This is a genomic window from Gilliamella sp. ESL0254, assembly GCF_013344985.1.
In the GTDB taxonomy this organism is placed as follows: Bacteria; Pseudomonadota; Gammaproteobacteria; order Enterobacterales; family Orbaceae; genus Gilliamella; species Gilliamella bombicola.
In genome coordinates this window covers 317,471-334,556 of record NZ_JAAEDU010000001.1, presented here as the reverse complement: position 1 = coordinate 334,556, position 17,086 = coordinate 317,471, and the positions used below count along the sequence as shown (strand labels likewise).

Sequence of the window (17,086 nt, the reverse complement as noted above, 5' to 3'; positions counted from 1 at the left end):
AATAGAATATGACGACTTATACAAAACCAATTGCCGAAACCAATAGCTATATTATTTTAGATAACTACAACAAACTTGAAGAGACAGCAGCTGTTTATCAGACTGAAACGGATTTAGAAAACGAATTTATTCATGATTTAACTCGACAAGGCTATGAATATTTACCGAATTTAAATACGCATGAAAAGTTATTAGCCAATATTCGCGAGCAGTTGCAAACACTAAACAAAATGCAATTTACCGATGATGAATGGCGACGTTTTGTATTAGAGTATTTAGATAAACCCAATGAATCGATGATCGATAAAAGTCGCAAAATCCACCACGATCATATTTATGATTTTGTTTTTGATGATGGTCATATCCAAAATATCAAGCTGTTAGATAAAAAAGATGTCACCAATAATAAATTACAAGTTATCCGTCAATTTCAGCAAACTGGCAATTATGCAAATCGTTATGATGTGACTATTTTGGTGAATGGCTTGCCACTTGTTCAAGTTGAATTAAAAAAGCGAGGTATTGCCATTAGGGAAGCCTTTAATCAAGTGCATCGCTACAGTAAAGAGAGTTTTAATCAAGACAATTCACTGTTTAAATATTTACAACTGTTTGTTATCTCAAATGGCACTGACACGCGCTATTTTGCTAACACCACTAAGCGCGATAAAAACAGCTTTGATTTTACAATGAATTGGGCAAATGTTAAAAATGAACCGATAAAAGATCTAAAAGACTTTACTACCACCTTTTTTGCCAGTCGCACGCTGTTAAATGTGTTACTGACTTATTCGGTGCTTGATGTGAATGACACATTGTTAATTATGCGCCCTTACCAAATTGCCGCCACCGAGCGTATATTGTGGCAAATCACTAGCGCTTATCATGCCAAAAAGTGGAGTAGCTTACAAAGTGGCGGTTTTATTTGGCACACAACAGGATCAGGCAAAACATTAACCAGTTTTAAAACGGCACGCCTTGCAACCGAATTAGAATTTATTGATAAAGTCTTTTTTGTGGTGGATCGTAAAGATCTGGATTATCAAACCATGAAAGAGTATCAAAAATTTTCAAAAGATAGTGTCAATGGCTCAAATAGTACCGCAGGGCTTAAACGCAATATTGAGAAAACCGATAATAAAATTATTGTCACAACGATTCAAAAGCTTAATAATTTAATGAAAAGCGACGATAGTTTAGCTATCTATGATAAACATGTGGTATTTATTTTTGACGAAGCGCACCGCTCTCAGTTTGGCGAAGCGCAAAAAAATTTAAAGCGTAAATTTAAAAAGTATTACCAATTTGGTTTTACTGGCACGCCGATTATGCATACTAACGCAATAGGGACGCAAACCACGGCAGATGTTTTTGGCCGTGAACTGCACGCTTATGTATTAACCGATGCCATTCGTGACGAAAAGGTACTAAAATTTAAAGTTGACTATAATGATGTGCGTCCTAATTTTAAATCGATAGAGCAAGAACAAGATCTCGATAAACTTAGCGCTGCTGAAAATAAAAAAGCACTACTCCACCCAAATCGTATTGAGCAAATCACACAATATATTCTGAATAATTTTAAACAAAAAACCCACCGCTTAATGGGCAAAAGTAAAGGGTTTAATGCCATGTTTGCAGTAAGTAGTGTCGATGCGGCTAAACTCTATTATGAATCATTCAAAAAATTACAAAAAAATGCCAATCAGCCATTAAAAATAGCCACGATATTTTCTTATTCTGCCAATGAAGAACAAGATGCACAAGGTAATTTTGCCGATGAAAGTTTTGAAATAGATGCCTTAAATCAAAGTGCTAAAGAGTTTTTAGCTGCTGCGATAGCAGATTATAATAAAATATTTAAAACTAACTTTGATGTCAGTTGCGATCAATTTCAAAACTATTATCGCGATCTGTCTTTAAAAGTCAAAAATCAAGAAGTCGATCTATTAATTGTCGTTGGCATGTTCTTAACTGGCTTTGATGCGCCAACGCTCAATACTTTATTTGTCGATAAAAACCTGCGATATCATGGCTTAATTCAAGCCTTTTCTCGTACCAATCGTATCTATAATGCCACTAAAATCTTTGGCAATATTGTGGCGTTCCGTGATTTAGAACAAGCTACCATTGATGCGATAAAAACATTTTGTAAAAGCAATACTCGTGAAGTGGTGTTAGAAAAAAGCTTTAAGGAATACATGGAAGGATTTACTGATAAAAACTCAGGCGAATTGCACCATGGCTATTTAGCTATTGTTGCTGAATTGCAAGACAAATTCCCACGTCCTGACGAAATTATTACTGACAAAGATAAAAAAGCATTTGTTAAATTATTTGGTGAGTACCTACGTGCTGATAATATATTACAAAATTATGATGAATTTGTTGCATTAAAAGATTTCCAACAATTAGATATGACTGATGAGCAAGCGGTTTTAGCGTTTAAAAACAAGCATTATGTGACTGATGAAGATCTGCAAAAAATGCAAGCAGTTAAGCTACCGACTGATCGCGCAATTCAAAATTATCGTTCAACTTATAATGATATTCGTGATTGGCTACGCCGAGAAAAAGAAGCCAATCAACAAGATCAACAAAGGGTTGACTGGGATGATGTAGTTTTCGAAATTGATCTATTAAAATCGCAAGAGATCAATCTGGATTATATTCTTGAGTTAATTTATGAACAAAATAAGCAAGAAAAAACCAAACAAGACATTGTCGAAGATGCTCAGCGATTAATTCGATCAAGTTTAGAAAATCGCGCTAAAGAGGAGCTAGTTGTCGAATTTATAAAACAAACCGATCTTGACGCTATTCCAGATAAAGCTTCGATTATTGATGCGTTTTTCTTATATGCACAGCAAGAGTTACAGGTAGAACTAAATACCTTAATTGAAGAAGAAAATTTAAACGAAGCAGCCACAAAACGCTATATTGCCTCGTCGTTAAAGCGAGAGTATGCAACTGAAAATGGCACAGAGCTGAACGAGATTCTACCTAAAATGAGTCCACTTAATCCTCAATATTTAATTAAAAAGAGCCGAGTCTTTGAAAAAATCGCCGCATTGGTTGAAAAGTTTAAGGGGGTTGGTGGTAGAATTTAATTGTTAACAGTTAAATTCGCTAACAATTAAAGGAAGATGAATGATCGATTTCTTATTCATCTTCCTAATAACTCATCACTGAAACTTACTTTGAGTGATTTTGTATGCAAAATCTTGCATTTTCATAATGATAAATGATTTTTGAAAAATCAAAAGGTTCACCTGATGAAGTATAAAATATTTCTTCAACACAAAGTGCTGGCTCACCGGCTTGCAGTCCTAAATATTGCGCCATTTCAGCATCAAGCTTTATTACTTGCATATATTTATCAGAAAAACCAATATTAATATTATAATTTTCTTGAATATAATTAAAAATTGAATTTTCAACGATCTCTTTATTTAAATAACAGATGAGTTTTTTGCGATAGTATGACTGCTCTAAGCCATATAATTTGCCTTCAACGTAACGTAGTCGCTTAACAAAATAAACTTCTTCATCGTCATCACATTGTAGATTTTCTTTAACCTTTGAACAGGGCTTGATAATATCGACATTAAATACTGTCGATGAACCATAAACATCTTCTAAATCAACGGTAAAACCATGACTTTGTAAAAAATTGAGGTAGCCTCTTTTTTTGCGTTCACGAACAAAAATGCCACTGCCTTGCACCTGATAAATAACGCCTTGTCGTTCTAGACAATTAAGTGCTTTGATAATAGTGCTACGACTCACCTGATACTGATTAATCAACCCTTCAATATTGGCAAGTTGGGTGCCCTTAGCTAATTGCTGCTGATAAATCGTCTGTTTGATTTTTTTTGCAACATCCTGATATTTAATCATTTTTATATCTTTTATTTAATGAAAAATTTAAACATTATTTTATACAAGTTATTTTAACTTTTAAATTAAATGATGTAAAAGTCGATCAAGATCACAAACAATATAATTGGTAATTAACAATTTTGAAATTGTCGATAAAATAACCTTACTAAATTGCTTTTAGGAGTATTATGGATGTCTTCAAAAATTAGAGATTATAACAAACTAGCTGTCGATATTTTAAATGAGCTAGGCGGTGAAAATAATATTGTGACCGTTTCTCGCTGTGCAACGCGTCTTCGCCTTGTTACCCAACATACACCAGATCACGCAAAAGAGAACATCGCTAAATTGCCGGGCGTGATTACCGTTGTTGAAAAAGGTGGTCAAATCCAAGTGGTTATTGGTACACATGTTGATAAAGTTTATAACGCCTTTACTCAACTGATTAATACTGATAAAAAAGTAACGAATGACAATAAAGCAAATATTTTAAATCGTGTTATTGCGACGATGTCAGCTGTTTTTGCGCCGTTTGTTTACGTTTTAGCCGCTTCGGGGATTTTACAAGGGATCTTAATTTTAATTAAATTAGCCTTTCCTGAATTTGAATCAACTAGTACTTATAAAATTTTTGACTTTATTTCTTGGGCACCTTTTTTCTTTCTCCCAATTTTTATTGCTATTACCGCTTCACAACATTTTCGTTGTAATATTTACATTGCGGTGGCTTGTTGTGCCGCATTACTTTCACCCACTTGGACAAAATTGGCAGAATTAATCAAAGCAGGGACAGAAATCGATTTATTTGGTATTGCATTATCAGAAACGCCTTATAACTCAACCGTACTACCGCCACTTTTTTTGGTGTGGTTACTGTCGTATTTAGAGCGATTTTTGGAACCACGATTACATAGTATTATCAAACCTCTTTTAATGCCTTTAATCTGTTTAGTGATTATGGTGCCATCAACACTTATTGCTATAGGACCAATAACTGCAAACGCAGCTCACTATATTGCCAATGGTTATAATTGGATAGTTAATCTTGCGCCTTTCATTGCGGGTGGGTTGATTGGTGCTGTATGGCAAGTATTGGTTATTTTTGGTGTACATTGGGGAATAACACCTGTCATCACCGAAAATATCAATCAATATGGGCAAGATTCTTTCCAAGCATTCCAAACTATTGCCGTAATTGGTCAAGTGGGGGCTGCACTAGGTTTTTATATAAAAACTAAAACACAAGAAATGAAAGGTATTTCATTATCTGCATTTATCACAGGTTTATTTGGTATCACTGAACCTGCTATTTATGGTGTAAACTTACGCTTTAAAAAGCCATTTATTTATGGATGTATCTGCGCATCTTTGGGTGGCATTGTTGCTGGGTTCTTTACACCTTATTACTATACTTATGCAGCACTACCAGGACCATTAACCATTGTCAACGCCATTAAACCCGATAATATGAGTTCATTTTTTGGTGTGGCAATTGGTTCAGCAATTGCATTAATTGGCCCTGTAATTTTAATCCAAATTTTTGGCACTGGCGAAACGATACAAGATAATTTTAACAACCCAAAAACTATCAATAACCAAGACGATAATCCTAAAATTCTTCTTGATGAAGTTGATATTACCAGTCCAATGACAGGTCATGCTTTACCATTAAGTGAAGTGCCCGATCCTGCTTTTTCACAAAAACTGATGGGCGAAGGGATTGCAATTGAACCTACAGATAATCACGTTTATGCGCCTTTTGATGCCAAGGTAACTGCGGTATTTGAAAATTCTAAACATGCCATTGGGTTAACATTAGATAACGGCGTTGAGTTACTAATTCACGTGGGGATTGATACGGTTAATTTAACCAATAATGAGTTTGCATATCACGTTGAATTACACCAAAAAGTGAAAAAAGGTGATTTACTAATCAGCTTCAATCCTGAGGCAATTAAGCAAGCGGGTTACCCGTTAATCACTCCAATTATTATTGTTAATACCGATCAATACCAATTCATTTCATTAACTGATAAAACAGAAGTAACCGTTGATGATATCATATTTAAAATTAAGCAATAACAAGGAATCAAAAATGACTAAAAAACCATTTTTATGGGGCGGTGCTTTAGCCGCTCATCAATTTGAAGGTGGCTGGAACGAAGGCGGTAAAGGACCAAGCGTGGTTGATGTTATGACTGCAGGTGCGCATGGCGTTGCAAGACAAATCACCCAAGATATCGAAGCAGGTAAATTTTATCCAAATCATACTGCAATTGATTTTTATCATCACTATAAAGACGATATCAAACTATTTGCCGAATTAGGTCTTAAATGTTTACGTACCTCGATCGCCTGGACTCGAATTTTTCCAAAAGGTGATGAGCTTGAACCAAACGAAGAAGGACTTCGCTTTTATGATAACGTTTTTGATGAATTAATTGCGCACGGCATTGAACCTGTTATCACCTTATCGCATTTTGAAATGCCACTACACATTGCGCGCCAGTATGGTGGTTTTAGAAACCGTAAAACAGTTGAATTTTTTGAACGTTTTGCCACTGCATGTTTTGAGCGTTATAAAAATAAAGTCAAATACTGGATGACATTTAACGAAATCAATAATCAAATGGATACCAGTAACCCTATCTTCTTTTGGACTAACTCGGGCGTACAAGTTAAACCGGGCGAAAATCCGCAAGAAGTCCTGTACCAAGTTGCTCACTATGAACTATTAGCCAGTGCTAAGGCAGTGATTGCTGGTAAAAAAATCAATCCTGATTTTCAAATTGGTTGTATGGTGTCACATGTGCCAATTTATCCATATTCTTGTAATCCTGAAGATATGATGGCATCAGAAATTGCTATGCATCAACGCTTCTTCTTCCCTGATGTTCACGTTCGTGGCTATTATCCTGCTTATGCTTTAAAAGAGTTTGAGCGTGAAGGCTATAAGCTAGATATCACCGATGAAGATTTAGTTTATTTGAAAAAAGGTACGGTTGATTACATTGGCTTTAGCTATTATATGTCTACCGTTGTGAAAGCGGATGCCAAAAATGACAATCGCGATAACATCGTTAACGGTGCACTACCTAATGCGGTTGAAAATCCTTATATTAAAAGCAGTGATTGGGGCTGGCCAATTGACCCTGAAGGTTTACGTTATACACTCAATCGTTTGTATGATCGTTATCAATTACCACTATTTATTGTAGAAAATGGTTTTGGAGCAATTGATGAACTTGAAAACGGCAATCAAGTGCACGACAAACCTCGTATTGAATATCTAGGTGCACACATTAAAGCCATGCAAACTGCCATGGATTATGATGGCGTTGATGTGATTGGCTATACCGCTTGGGGGATTATTGATGTCGTATCATTCACTACTGGCGAAATGAAAAAACGTTATGGCGTGATTTATGTTGACCGTGACAATGCCGGTAACGGTAGCATGAAGCGTTATAAAAAAGATTCATTTGAATGGTATAAACAAGTGATTAGCACTAACGGTGCAAGTTTAAAATCATAATTATCAGTTAACAGAAATTTTATTAAGAGGATGCGTTCAAGTTTTGTCCGCATCCTCATTTTATGACGAAAAAGACCTAAAACGGAAAAATTAACTGTTTTTCAACTTGCGGATCAATTAACGTTACATGAAAACCAATTAACCGAACACCACGACCATTACGCCGTTCTAACCAAACTTTATGCGCTTGTTCAATCAAATCGGCTTTATCTAATTTAGACCATACATGCTCTTGTGTTGTCAGCTGAAAATCGTCAAACTTAAATTTGACACCCTGCCGAGCAATCGACAAATCAGCACGCACTTTACTTAATCGTTTTTCTATCTCTTCAAATAATGGGTCAAACTGCAATAAACACTCATCCCAACTATGGATGTCATCAGTTAATGTGCGCTCTACCCCAACGGATTTACGTTGCCTGTCATTATAAACTTCACGATCATCGATACCTTGGCATCGCTCATACAATATGCGTCCAAATTTACCAAATTGATTGAATAATTTTGTTACGTCGTAATTAACAACATCTTTACACGTAAATAGCCCTAATTGTGCCAGTTTCTTTTCAGTGACTTTACCTACACCAGGGATTTTTTTTAAAGGAAGCTGCGCAATAAAACCATCGACCTCATCAGGTGTTATCACATACTGGCCGTTAGGCTTATTCATATCTGAAGCAATTTTGGCAAGAAATTTAAGTGGAGCAACACCAGCCGACGCCGTTAATTCAAGTTCCTTAAAAATAGCTTGGCGAATATCTTGAGCAATTAAGGTAGCCGAACCGTAACAAAGCTTGCAATCGGTCACATCAAGGTAAGCCTCATCAAGTGATAATGCCTCAATAGATTCAGTATACCGCCTAAAAATTTGATGGATCTGTTTTGATACGTCTTTATAAACAGCATGCCTACCCGGTATTATTTTAAGATTAGGACACAATTTTATAGCTTGTGCCATTGACATAGCACTATGTATACCATATTGACGAGCTAAATAATTGGCAGTGGCAACCACACCACGTTTACGGGGATCACCTCCAACCGCAATGGGCAAATTGCGATAACGGGGGTTATCTCTCATTTCAACGGCGGCATAAAAACAATCCATATCGACATGAATAATTTTTCGCATAAAACGGCTTCACAACACTTAAAAATATACTGTATAAATATACAATATCATAACTAAAACTGTTGTGTAAATAGCCTTTACGGTTACTTAGCCAATTTATCAAAATCAATTAAACCATTTTTATCATAAGGATCGCCAATCCAGCGCGTTGATTGATGAAAACTAGGATTAACAATACTTTTTTCAGGAACGTATAAGTTATAGCTTAATCCCGCTAAATCAGACCACGTGTGAATCAAATCTTGCGTACTAAATTTGCGATCCACATAATGTTGATAATGATTCGGATGCGTTGCCACCCATGTTGGTGATTGCCACAGCATAAATGGCACAGTATACATGGTGCGAGTTGGTGCTTTTTCGTTTCGCCCTAAGATATTGTGTGGTGGGGTTTGATAAACATCTTCGCCATGATCTGAAAAATACAACATAAAACCATTTTCTTGGCTATCTTTAAAGATATTAAAAAGCGTTGTCGTAATATAATCGTTATAACTTATGGCATTATCATAAGTATTATACACATCGACTTTATCGTCATCGATATTAAATGTAATACCTGTTTTATCTTTAAAACGATCATACACACTATCTTTTGGGTAACGGAACGCGTATTTCATATGCGTGCCTAGCAAATGAATAACAATGAATTTCTTCTCACTTGGATCATTCAACACTTTTTTAAATGGTTCAAAAACGGACTCATCATATCGCCTTGCACTTTGATTACGATCGTTATTCATATAAAATTGTTCATCCGTTTGCTGAGAAAACATCGTTAACATCGTATTACGGCGAGTCATTGTTTGCTGATTGGTGATCCAAAACGTTTTATAACCTGCTTGTTTCATTAAATGGATTAAAGATGGCGTTTTTAAATATAAATCTGGGTGCTGTTCATCAGCAAAAGTTAATGCTTGTTGTAAAATTTCAATGGTATAAGGTCTTGATGAAATCACATCATTAAATACCACAAAATTCGGATTATCTTTTTTGAACTGCTCAATTTGTGGTGTAGTATCCCGTCCATAGCCATAAATTCCCATTCTATTGCGTGTTGTTGATTCACCTATTACTAGCACTAACGTTCTTGGGGTATTACCGTTGGCATCTTTTAAATTTTCTAACGGTGGTAATGTTTGCAAATGGTTTAAAATATCTTCCATATTTGATAATTGTGAACGATAAGCTAAATAACCATTAAGCAATTGCCATGGTACGGTTGTTTCCATACGTGATAGCAGGTGCGATCCCGCTTTCCTGATGGATGATTTTTTTATTGTGACACTAATAAACAATGGCATAATGGCATAAATCACAATTAACAGTGATGCAATCCATTTTGTACAGCTTTTAACATAAACTGGTTTTACTTTAGTCCACAGATAAATCCCTACCAAGCTATAAATAATCAGAATCACAACTAATTTAATACTCAAATACTGCTGAATAAACTCACTAGACTCAGCAAAGTTTGATTCCGCCATAATAAAAAAGACACTTTGCGAAAATTCCTGTCGATAAATAATAAAATATCCAACAGAAATCAAAGACAAACTGCCCACAATCATTCCAAAAACAGTCGCAATCCTCCGCGTATAGTTAGGAAAAATTAAAACAGGAATAAGCCAAATCAAACTATAAATAATAGAATCACGCAATCCAATAACATTAGAATGACCAGAAAAGAAAATATACAATTGCAACGCACTAGAAAAATAAGTAAAAAATAGAATATTAAAGATAAGTGCTGATCGACTAAAAGAACGATTTGCTTTGGTGTTTTGCATAGATATTAAATAAGTTTGTTATTAATTATTAAAAATAATCTACGCAAAATAGATTAATAAAACCTTAAGACATAAAAATTTTTATTTAAATAATAAGTTATCAACAAAGAATAATCGTGAATTAATTTAGATGAATAATAGATAAATAGACAGCTAAAGACCTTTATTTAGCCCTTAACAACGACTATTTATTGAAAATTAAACCCCAACATTTTGGCAATGTGACTATTTTCAGGTTGTTTTAGCTGTTTTGGCAAACCATTAAAAACAATCTGCCCATTATCCACAACCAAACAACGCGAAAAGTAACTGAGCGAATCATCAAGGTAATGCGATATCATCATTAATGTTAAATTAAACTTATCACAAATTTGATTAACTAGCGCTAGCATTTCATAACGTAAAGCTTGATCAAGCGCTGAAAAAGGCTCATCCAATAATAAAATAGGCCGATGCTGAATTAAACAACGCGCAAGTGCCACTCGCTGGCGTTGCCCACCTGATAACTGTTCTGGATATCGTTTGCCAAATCCATCCAGTCCTACTTGAATTAAAATGTCACAAATAGTCTGTTGCTCAGCTACCGTTAACTTTAATGATGGCTTAAGTCCTAAAGCAATATTTTGTTCAACGGTTAAGTGACTAAATAAATTGTTATCTTGAAACAACATTGATACAGGGCGTTTACCAGGAAGTAAGTTATTTGCGTATTGTTTATTAAGAATGATATCGCCCGATTTTGGATGAATAAATCCAGCAATTAAATTTAATAAAGTACTTTTACCTGCACCGCTAGGCCCAACAATAACGACGCGTTCTTTTGCTACTATAGCAATATCAAAATGTACTTTAAAATTATCATATTGATAATTAATGTGATTCAGTTCGATCATAATCTATCACAACCAACAAACTAAAAGATAATATTAACAATAATGCAGCCGTTACGGTACTTTCTTGATAATAATAATGCGATATTTGCTCATATAAATAGTAGGGTAACGTAATGACTGACTGCCCACCAAATAACGCAATAATACCAAAATCACCTAATGATAATATGGCTGAAAAAGCAAAGCTCTGAATGATTAATTTTTTTAGCGCTTTGTATTCGATCAAATAAAAATGCAACAAACCATCAATATTGAGTGATTGAGTTAATTGCCAGTAGCGTGCGGTCACATCATACATTGGTGCGGCAAGATTTTTTAATACAAAAGGTAATGCCATTAAGCCATTACACAACATAATTAAGCCACACACAAATACAGAACTATACGCGTAGGGAAATAACAATAAAAACAGACCCGATGCCAGTGCCATGCTTGGAATAATTAAAATCAGCGATCCCACTAACATTAATCGATTGCTCCACTGCGTGTGCTGGTTAATCAATAGGCGACTGTTGGTATAAAGTAATAATAAAGCAAGTAGCATAGCAATCATTGCCGATCCCAAAGCAATTAATACCGAAAACATAACAGCGTGTTGGAAAGCTGCCGTTAAAAATGACCACTTAAAAAAATAAATCCCTTCAATAATTATGGTGATGATGGGCAGCACAATAAATAGCCCACCAATAACAATAATCAACATACTCAACAACACTAAGTGAAACGAAACTGGCACGCAATAATTTTGCCTAACGTAGTTCACACTAAGTCTTTTGTTATAATTTGTTTTTTGCATCAACCGCATAAAACTAACACAACAAACTAACTGCAAACAGGCTAAAAATACAGCTTGTATCAAATCAAACTCACGAATAGATTGATAAATAGCCACTTCAATTGTGGAATATTTTGGTCCACCACCAAGCGTTAATACTATGGCAAAACTCGAAAAACAAAGCATAAAAATAAGCGATGCCATCGGGAACAATTGCCGACGTAGTAGCGGCCATTCAACCAATTTAAAATAAGTAAAACTCGAAAAATTTAACTGCGTTGCTAACTGTTTGTGTGCGACAGGCACGTTATTTAATGTTTGGTAAAATAAACAACAAGCATACGGAAAATTAAGAAACACATGCGCAAGTAATATACCTTTTAAACCGTAAATGGATGTAATAAATGGTAATCCCAAACAATTGAACACCCCTGCCAATAAGCCATGTTTTCCGTAAACAGACAGCAGCCCCGTTACCACAACAAGGGTAGGTAAAATGAAGGTAATTGGCATTATGCGTAACAATAACCGTTTACCCCAAAAATTGACCATTGATAAAGCTTTCGCCATGACTATTGCAGATAAAATAGATAATAATGTCGATAGCGTTGCTTGAAATACTGTTATCCAAATCAAATGCATTAAATAACTATCAAAATAGACAGTTAAATTATTAGACTTAATAGCGACCAAGCAAAGTGCACATAGCGCTGTGCCTAATACAATTAAGATGAAGCTTGCAGCGCTAAAACCAGGAAGTAATGTTCTTAATTTCAACATTAGACTAAATAAAACTACTTACTAATGGTGGATTTCCATTCACGTACCCACGCTTTTTGATTCTGTTCAACTTGCTTGGCATCAAACTCAAGCGCTTTATCAACTGGCTTAATTTGCTGAAAAGCGTCAGGTAATGGAATATTAATAATCGGATACATGAAATTTTTTTCAGCAAATTGGCGCTGTACCTCAGGGGTTAATAAATATCTCAAAAATGAACGTGCAAGCTCCGGTTGCTGACTGTACTTAGTGATGCCAGCAACTTCAACTTGACGATAATGACCTTCGTCAAAAATAGCCGCAGCATAACGATGATCATTATTATTCATAATATGAGCCACAGGTGAAGTGCTATAACTAAGCACAAAATCAGCTTCACCTTTTAAAAATAGACCGTAAGCTTCGCTCCAACCTTTGGTCACAGTCACAGTATTGTTAGCTATTTTTTGCCATGCAGATGCCGCATCATCACCATATATATTCTTTATCCAAAATAATAAACCTAAGCCAGGTGTACTCGTTCTTGGATCTTGATAAATAATCTTCCAATTGGCTTTATTATCAACTAATTCATGCATAGTGCGTGGCGGGTTACTAATCTTTTGCTGATCATAAATAAAGGCAAAATAACCAAAATCATAAGGCATAAAATTACTATCCCACCAGTCGGTATTTAAATTATTTGGCTTACTGATTTGATGAGGAATAACAATACCTGCCTGTTTGGCTTGATCTAAAAGGTTATTGTCTAACCCTAAGATCACATCGGCATTGGTTCTATCACCCTCAAGACGAATTCGATTTAAAACCGCCACCCCATCGCCTAATGCAACAATTTCAAGTTGGCAGTCGCACTGCGCTTCAAAGCCCTTTTCAATCGCCTGACCTGGTCCCCATTCTGAAATAAACGAATTATAACTATAAACAATCAAAGTAGGTTTTTCGCTAGTAGCATTGGCATTGTTGACCACAAAAAGTGCAAACAAGCCTAAAGGTAATAAAACATTCTTAAAAAACATTTTGCCTCCAAAATAGCAAATAAAAGACAAAAGGTTTGAGCAGATACAATAAACTCAAATCCCTCCGCTGGCATGATCCAGTTCAGGTTCGACGGGTTATGTTAGCCAATCTAACATTCTCAGCCCTACTGGGCACCCCGTTGAGAACGTCGAGTAGTTTAGAGGTTAGCGTGAGGATTGTAAACAACGAAAGTGACCAAGAGTGTATGTTTGCGTTTTTTTTTAAACACCAAAACAAAAATATGATTAAATTCGATATCTTTTTAGACATTTTTTAGTTGGTTAAATGGTTTTCATTATGGTTCCCTATTCGTAGTCTTGTTGATTTGTTAGATGTCGCAACCTTCCCAACTGCGTATAAACGATTGATTTTTTTGAAAAGATGAAAATAAAAACTTCAATAAAATCAATACCTTTTCTGACTGATTTTTAGCAAAAAAACTTCCTAAATTGAACGTAATCTTCATGACTATTTTGATCACCAAACAGCAAACGTCCGAAACCACTACAAATAACTGACAATCAATCTACAAATAAAAAACAGTTAGAAAAATATTTGATTTTATTATTTTTTTTATTTTAAAATAAAAAAACTTACTCAAACCAAATCATTGACGCCATCCGCCCTGTTTGATTTTCCCGACGGTATGAAAAAAACTTATCTTGTTCAGTATAAGTACAAAAATCCCCTCCAAAAATCTTAGTTACTCCCATTGCTTGTAAGCGTTGTTTAGCAATTAAGTAAAGGTCGGCTAGGTATTTTTGTTCAGCAGGGTTGATTAATTTAAAGGCAATTTTTGCATTGCGGTCGACTTTTTCAAATTGTTCCTTGACATCAATACCAACTTCGAATTTTTTGGCACTGATCGCTGGCCCAAGCCATGCGATGATGTTTGACGGTGGCGAGACAAATTTTTTGACTGTTTCTTCCAGTATTCCGTTACATAATCCTCGCCAGCCGGCATGTGCTGCCGCAACTTCGTCACCATTAGTTGTACAAAACAAGACTGGCATACAATCGGCAGTAAGTACTACGCTCACTTGTTTGGGTTGATGAGTATAAGATGCGTCGGCTTCTATCGTTTGGTTAGGAATGTTGCCTGTTGCTGTTTGTAAAGCAATTTGCGATATATCCAGCGCTATGGTGCTGTGGGTTTGAGTTAGCCAATAAGGTTCGCTGGGTATCTGTTCGGTTTGTATTAGGCGCTGGCGGTTTTGCGCTATGTGCTCTAAATTATCGCCTGTTCGACTCCCCATATTTAAGCTCGCAAATGGTGCCATACTAACACCGCCTGTTCGTGTTGTGGTGAGGGCATGGACGTTTTTGGGTGCTGTCCAATATGGGTAAATCGATTTTATCATGTTGGTTACCAGTCTAGTTCATCTTTGTGCTGTTCAGTGTCTTCTTGCAAAGCTTGAATTAACGTTTGCATGTCTTGCGGTATTGGTGCATTCCATTGCATGAGTTCTCCTGTAATGGGATGATACAGGCGTAACATGGTGGCATGTAATGCTTGGCGGTCAAAGTCACGCAAGGTTTGAATAAACGATTCACTTGCGCCTTTGGGCGGCCTTGGGCGCCCACCATAAAGTGGATCGCCAATTAATGGATGGGCAATATGTGCCATATGTACACGAATTTGGTGAGTACGACCTGTTTCTAAGCGTAAGCGTAATCGGGTATGTAAGCGGTACTTTTCCATCACTCGGTAGTGTGTAACCGCAGGTTTGCCGGTCGGGAATACTGCCATATGGGTACGTTTGGTTGGGTGGCGGGTGATGGGTTGATCTACTGTGCCCCCTGCTGTAATAATGCCCATAGCAACTGCCTCATATTCACGGGTGATTTCGCGGTGTTGAAGTGCATCAACTAAATGAGTTTGGGCATTAATGGTTTTAGCAACAACCATAAGGCCTGTGGTATCTTTGTCCAGTCGATGAACAATACCAGCACGCGGTACACGCGCGATGTTAGGATGATAATGTAATAAAGCATTTAATACCGTACCATCCGGATTACCTGCACCGGGGTGTACGACTAAATCACGCGGTTTGTTGATAACTAATATGTCGTCATCTTCATAAACAATATCAAGTTTTATATCTTCAGGTTGGTGATAGGTTTCTTCTTCGATTTCGGCATTAATTGCGATTTTTTCACCACCTAAAACCCTTTCTTTGGGTTTATTAACTATATTGTTATTAACAGTGACTTTATTATTGACGATCCAATCTTTTATTCTTGATCGTGAATAATCAGGGAAAAGCTCTGACAAAGCTTGATCTAAGCGCATCCCTAATTGGTGTTGTTCAATTTCGGTTGATAATTTTAACTCATGCATGTGTAATTTATCTATTTTAAGCTGTTTTATTTTAGAGTATTATATACCAATCATCGCCTTTTATGTTTAATTATATTTGGATTGAAAACTGAATGAAATTGCGCTTACACTCTTTGTTAGCTATCGCTTTAACTGGCATGCTAATTGGTTGTACTTCTTCTAAGCCAGATGTTGAAAATGTACCCGAAATTGAGCTTTACAATAAAGCTAAATCAGAGCTTGAAAATGGGAATATAAAATCCAGTATTAAAGTATTAGAGTCCATGGATAAAAATTATCCATTTGGCCCTTATTCACAACAAGTGCAACTTGATTTGATTTATGCTTATTATAAGTCTGCCGATTTGCCATTGGCGATTGCCTCAATTGACCGATTTTTAAAGTTGAATCCGACACATCAAAATATTGACTGGGTTATTTATATGCGTGGCCTTTCAAATATGGCGCAAGATGACAATATGATCCAAGGTTGGTTTAATGTTGATCGTTCAGATCGCGATGCTGATTACGCGGCAGCTGCGTTTAAGGATTTTACCTATTTAGTGTCTAGCTTCCCTAGTAGCCAGTACGCTGCCGATGCACAAAAACGTCTTGTATTTTTGAAAAACCGATTAGCGCGCTATCAGCTAAAAGTAGCTCAATTTTATACTAAACGTGGCGCTTATGTAGCAGTAATTAACCGTGTGACTGACATGCTATCGACGTTCCCAGATACCGATTCAACAAAAGAAGCGTTGCTGTTAATGCGTAATGCTTATAATGAATTAGGGTTAGTCAATGAAACACAAAAAGTCGATCAACTAATTCAAGCTAACCTTGAAAACATGCCAAAAGAAGAGCAACGTTCATTTTTATCACGCTTCACTAGCGTTTTTAATGGCGGTTAGGCTGTTTTAGATTTGACTTCCACCCATTAATAATTCTGCATAATATAATTG

12 protein-coding genes and 1 riboswitch are annotated in these 17,086 nt (G+C 36.0%); of the genes, 4 read left to right on the top strand and 8 right to left on the bottom strand.

Annotation, left to right across the window (positions count from 1 at the left end; all coding sequences use genetic code 11):
• The first annotated feature begins 8 nt into the window (after nt 1-8).
• Complete coding sequence (locus GYX25_RS01450) at nt 9-3,110, top strand: type I restriction endonuclease subunit R (RefSeq protein ID WP_174786512.1); 3,102 nt, start codon at nt 9-11, stop codon at nt 3,108-3,110.
• Nucleotides 3,111-3,195: 85 nt separating this feature from the next.
• Here GYX25_RS01450 and GYX25_RS01445 read toward each other — a convergent pair whose 3' ends face one another.
• Nucleotides 3,196-3,900, bottom strand: a complete 705-nt coding sequence (locus GYX25_RS01445; RefSeq protein WP_091349445.1) for a GntR family transcriptional regulator — start codon at nt 3,898-3,900, stop codon at nt 3,196-3,198.
• Between the two features lie 174 nt (nt 3,901-4,074).
• On the opposite strand from GYX25_RS01445, the gene GYX25_RS01440 reads away from it, so the two are divergent.
• Both GYX25_RS01440 and GYX25_RS01435 read left to right on the top strand, forming a co-directional pair.
• Nucleotides 4,075-5,964, top strand: a complete 1,890-nt coding sequence (locus GYX25_RS01440) for a glucose PTS transporter subunit IIA (protein WP_174786511.1) — start codon at nt 4,075-4,077, stop codon at nt 5,962-5,964.
• A gap of 13 nt (nt 5,965-5,977) precedes the next feature.
• Entirely contained in the window at nt 5,978-7,417 is a 1,440-nt protein-coding gene (locus GYX25_RS01435) for a 6-phospho-beta-glucosidase (protein ID WP_091349544.1), read from the top strand.
• A 76-nt stretch (nt 7,418-7,493) separates the two neighbouring features.
• Here GYX25_RS01435 and dinB read toward each other — a convergent pair whose 3' ends face one another.
• The 7 genes from dinB to rluD all read right to left on the bottom strand — a co-directional run bounded on the left by dinB (nt 7,494) and on the right by rluD (nt 16,148).
• Entirely contained in the window at nt 7,494-8,549 is a 1,056-nt protein-coding gene (dinB, locus tag GYX25_RS01430) for a DNA polymerase IV (protein ID WP_174786510.1), read from the bottom strand.
• Between the two features lie 83 nt (nt 8,550-8,632).
• Nucleotides 8,633-10,339 (bottom strand): phosphoethanolamine transferase CptA, encoded by a 1,707-nt coding sequence (cptA, locus tag GYX25_RS01425; RefSeq protein WP_174786509.1) that lies wholly within the window; start codon nt 10,337-10,339, stop codon nt 8,633-8,635.
• 188 nt (nt 10,340-10,527) lie between these two features.
• Nucleotides 10,528-11,232 carry a thiamine ABC transporter ATP-binding protein ThiQ gene (gene thiQ / locus GYX25_RS01420; RefSeq protein WP_091349437.1) on the bottom strand — a complete coding sequence of 235 codons (705 nt, stop codon included), beginning with the start codon at nt 11,230-11,232 and terminating at the stop codon, nt 10,528-10,530.
• Nucleotides 11,210-12,787 carry a thiamine/thiamine pyrophosphate ABC transporter permease gene (thiP, locus tag GYX25_RS01415; RefSeq protein WP_091349435.1) on the bottom strand — a complete coding sequence of 526 codons (1,578 nt, stop codon included), beginning with the start codon at nt 12,785-12,787 and terminating at the stop codon, nt 11,210-11,212. The genes thiQ and thiP overlap by 23 nt, the downstream gene beginning before the upstream one ends.
• 14 nt (nt 12,788-12,801) lie before the next feature.
• Nucleotides 12,802-13,806 (bottom strand): thiamine ABC transporter substrate binding subunit, encoded by a 1,005-nt coding sequence (gene thiB / locus GYX25_RS01410; protein WP_174786508.1) that lies wholly within the window; start codon nt 13,804-13,806, stop codon nt 12,802-12,804.
• A 41-nt stretch (nt 13,807-13,847) separates the two neighbouring features.
• Nucleotides 13,848-13,956: riboswitch (TPP riboswitch) on the bottom strand.
• 444 nt (nt 13,957-14,400) lie between these two features.
• Nucleotides 14,401-15,165, bottom strand: a complete 765-nt coding sequence (pgeF, locus tag GYX25_RS01405; RefSeq protein ID WP_091349541.1) for a peptidoglycan editing factor PgeF — start codon at nt 15,163-15,165, stop codon at nt 14,401-14,403.
• Nucleotides 15,166-15,173: 8 nt separating this feature from the next.
• The gene (rluD, locus tag GYX25_RS01400) at nt 15,174-16,148 is read right to left on the bottom strand and encodes a 23S rRNA pseudouridine(1911/1915/1917) synthase RluD (RefSeq protein WP_091349429.1); all 975 of its coding nucleotides are present in this window, start codon (nt 16,146-16,148) and stop codon (nt 15,174-15,176) included.
• A gap of 92 nt (nt 16,149-16,240) precedes the next feature.
• Between rluD and bamD the strand changes: the two genes are divergently transcribed.
• The gene (gene bamD / locus GYX25_RS01395; protein WP_091349427.1) at nt 16,241-17,035 is read left to right on the top strand and encodes an outer membrane protein assembly factor BamD; all 795 of its coding nucleotides are present in this window, start codon (nt 16,241-16,243) and stop codon (nt 17,033-17,035) included.
• Nucleotides 17,036-17,086 lie beyond the last annotated feature (51 nt).

Coding starts and splice junctions, on each gene's coding strand:
- GYX25_RS01450 (WP_174786512.1), top strand. CDS start 9: ATGACGACTTATACAAAACCAATTGCCGAAACCAATAGCTATATTATT.
- GYX25_RS01445 (WP_091349445.1), bottom strand. CDS start 3,900: ATGATTAAATATCAGGATGTTGCAAAAAAAATCAAACAGACGATTTAT.
- GYX25_RS01440 (WP_174786511.1), top strand. CDS start 4,075: ATGTCTTCAAAAATTAGAGATTATAACAAACTAGCTGTCGATATTTTA.
- GYX25_RS01435 (WP_091349544.1), top strand. CDS start 5,978: ATGACTAAAAAACCATTTTTATGGGGCGGTGCTTTAGCCGCTCATCAA.
- dinB (WP_174786510.1), bottom strand. CDS start 8,549: ATGCGAAAAATTATTCATGTCGATATGGATTGTTTTTATGCCGCCGTT.
- cptA (WP_174786509.1), bottom strand. CDS start 10,339: ATGCAAAACACCAAAGCAAATCGTTCTTTTAGTCGATCAGCACTTATC.
- thiQ (WP_091349437.1), bottom strand. CDS start 11,232: ATGATCGAACTGAATCACATTAATTATCAATATGATAATTTTAAAGTA.
- thiP (WP_091349435.1), bottom strand. CDS start 12,787: ATGTTGAAATTAAGAACATTACTTCCTGGTTTTAGCGCTGCAAGCTTC.
- thiB (WP_174786508.1), bottom strand. CDS start 13,806: ATGTTTTTTAAGAATGTTTTATTACCTTTAGGCTTGTTTGCACTTTTT.
- rluD (WP_091349429.1), bottom strand. CDS start 16,148: ATGCATGAGTTAAAATTATCAACCGAAATTGAACAACACCAATTAGGG.
- bamD (WP_091349427.1), top strand. CDS start 16,241: ATGAAATTGCGCTTACACTCTTTGTTAGCTATCGCTTTAACTGGCATG.